The sequence below is a fragment of the Halochromatium sp. genome, assembly GCF_054919635.1.
The window spans coordinates 1-2,664 of record NZ_JBUDPI010000445.1 but is presented as its reverse complement, the minus strand read 5'-3'; the positions used below and the strand labels follow the sequence as shown (position 1 = coordinate 2,664).

At 61.3% G+C, this 2,664-nt stretch carries 2 protein-coding genes and 1 pseudogene; 2 read left to right on the top strand and 1 reads right to left on the bottom strand.

The window, feature by feature from the left end; genetic code table 11:
- Positions 1 to 534: pseudogene (locus ACY693_RS18045) on the top strand (hypothetical protein); the annotation flags it as partial.
- Positions 535 to 617: 83 nt separating this feature from the next.
- Positions 618 to 959 carry an STAS domain-containing protein gene (locus tag ACY693_RS18040; protein ID WP_462323195.1) on the top strand — a complete coding sequence of 114 codons (342 nt, stop codon included), beginning with the start codon at positions 618 to 620 and terminating at the stop codon, positions 957 to 959.
- Positions 960 to 1,019: 60 nt separating this feature from the next.
- On the opposite strand, the gene ACY693_RS18035 is transcribed toward ACY693_RS18040, so the two are convergent.
- A complete protein-coding gene (locus ACY693_RS18035) occupies positions 1,020 to 2,630 on the bottom strand; it encodes a Na/Pi cotransporter family protein (protein WP_462323194.1) in 1,611 nt (536 codons plus the stop codon).
- Positions 2,631 to 2,664: the final 34 nt, after the last annotated feature.

Genomic DNA, 2,664 nt, shown 5'->3' with positions numbered 1-2,664 from the left:
ATCCGCTGGCGTGCCGAGGAAGGGGCCGACCTCGGTGACGGGCAAATCGGCGGTCTGTTGGCCGCGGCGAGTTATCGGGTGAGCGATCGTCTCAGCATTGGGCCTGGTTTTGGGGTCTTTTCCGAGCTTGAGGATGAGGTCGACTGGTTCCCGATCCTGGCCATCGACTGGAAGCTCACGGACCGCTTGGCGCTGCGCACAGGGGGTGGCTTTGCAGCCTCTGAAGGACCAGGACTCCTGTTAGACTGGCGACCATCGGAGCGCTGGGCACTGTCCCTTGGTGCGCGTTACGAGAAGTCGCGCTTTCGACTCGATGATCGCGGTGTCGCGGTGTCTGGTGTTGGCCAAGAGCGCTCGGTGCCGGTTTTTCTCGGGGCGACCCGTCGCTTTGGTCATCATCTGAGCTTGAGTCTGGTTGCTGGCGTCGAGTTCGCGGGCGAGCTACGGCTTGAGGATGCTGATGGCGGGCTCATTGATAAGACGCGATTTGATCCCGCGCCCTTTGGGGGCGCGACCCTGGATCTTCGATTCTGAAAGGGACCGCGCTGTGCTTGAAGCCGAGCGCTGCCCTTGATTCCGATTGGATTCTGATTGGCCGTGATAACGGAGGAAGCCGGATGGACATCCTAGAAGAGACGAATGACAAGGCCCTTGTGTTGATCCCGCAGGGCCGCCTCGATAGCCGAACCGCGCCGGTCCTGCAGGAGCATCTCCTGGGCCGCATCGACGATTCACCGTCGGTGCTGATTGATTGCTCGCGCTTGGACTATGTGTCGAGTGCTGGGCTGCGCGTCTTCTTGATGGGCGCAAAGCGCTGCAAACAGGCTCAGCGCGGATTCGCGATCTGTAGTCTGCAGGACCCGGTCAAAGAGGTCTTCGAGATCAGCGGTTTTCTCTCGATACTCACCTGCTACCCGGACCGAAGAAAGGCGCTGCAGGCGGTCTCAGCCAACAGCTGAAGCCCATCGACGATCCATCCGGTTCGGTCTCGGCTCAGTTGCCTTGCCGTCAGGCGCTGCTCAGCGGCGCTGGGCCAGTTTCAGGTAACGACGTACGAGCCAGGTGATGCGCTCCACGAGGCTTGTCGCATCCAAGAACTGCTGTTTTTCGGCCAACGACAGATCGGCTTCCTTGCCCAGGAGGTCGGCGCGGATGCGCTCCATCACGGCTGACCGGTCGCTGCTGAGCTGCAAGACCAAGTCGAGGTCGCCGGGATCGCCGCTTTCGAAGGCGGAAGCCAAGGTGTCCAGCAACGCATGAAGACCCTCGGCGATGTTGTTGCGTATCCGCTCTGCGCCAGCCGCTTGGGCCGGTTGGCGCAAGGATTCGACGAGCTCCATGCAGCTGTCCTGGAGGTTCGAGAGCAGACTGTTGCGGCTCTGCAGATTCACAATGCCCTCAAGGCCTGAATGGGCGCTGGTCCGCTCGGTGAGCTCGGTTAGGAAGCTGTCGATCGAGCTCGCGACCACACCGCTAGCCCGGTACAGGGCCTCGTGGTCAACCGATTCGGTCTCCTGGTCGCCGGTTCGATCGTCGTCTTCCCGAATCGCGTCGAGCAGCAATGGTAAGCGCTTGAGTAAACGCTTCTGCTCACAATGAACCAGTGCCAGTGCCGACTCTGCCTCGTCGATCGCCTGAGCATAGAGATAACGCGGACTCGAGAGCGCCTCCTCGGGTGAAGCTGGACTGAGGCGCTGGGCCAGGTGCAACGCCGGGCCGCTGAGCAACGACATGGCGATACAGGAGACGAGCTGCAGCAGCAAGTAGATCAAGGCGACTTGGGTGTCGATCGAGGGCGCTTGGCTCTGGAGCGCTGCCAGCAGCAAGGGCTGATGGGTCCAGGTCTCGATGAGGAAAAGCGGCACCAGGATGATCAGGCCGACCAGCTTGAGCAGTACCTGAAACAAGGCGAGCTGTCTGCCGGTTCCGTTCAGGTTGGAGCCAAGTAGGAGCACGCTGAGGCCCGACCCTAGGCTGGCGCCAAAGACGATCATCACGCTCTGGTCGAGGTTTAGGAGACCAACGCTGATCAGGGTCACCGCAATCACCGAAACGGTCGCTGAGGATTGCACCACTAGCGTCACCAAGACACCGATGACGAAGGCGAGCAGGAACGACTGACTCGCTATGCTCAGCAAATCGCGGACGAACGGCAGCGCTTGCAAAGGGGCCGCGCCGGCCTTGATCAGGTCTAGGCCGTAGAAGAGCATGCCGATGCCGAGCAAGGCGCCGAGCAGGTAGCGGTAGCGACTGGATTTGTCGAGGTCGAAATAGAAGCCGAGCCCTGTGATGCCGAGCAAGAACAGGATCATCACGTGCATGTCCAGTGTCGCCAGCAGCACGAGCGCCGAGGTGCCGAGGTTGGCCCAGATGACAATCGGAACGGCCTTGCGCAGCGCGACCATGCCAGAGGTCACCATGCTGATGACGATGAAGGTCATCGCATTCGTACTTTGGGTGAGTGCGCCGCCCAGCGTGCCGACAACGCTGGCCGAGACTGGGTGCTGAGTCACGCGCGCGATGAGGCGACGGAAGGCACCGCCGCTCATTGCTTTGAGGTTGCTCGAGATGAGCTTGACGCCGATGAAGAAGAGTCCGAGGCCGGCGAAGATAGTGCCGAAGATCTCCATGCGGTGTTCGCCTTAGCGCTTGCCGAGACCGGCG

Coding starts and splice junctions, on each gene's coding strand:
- ACY693_RS18040 (WP_462323195.1), top strand. CDS start 618: ATGGACATCCTAGAAGAGACGAATGACAAGGCCCTTGTGTTGATCCCG.
- ACY693_RS18035 (WP_462323194.1), bottom strand. CDS start 2,630: ATGGAGATCTTCGGCACTATCTTCGCCGGCCTCGGACTCTTCTTCATC.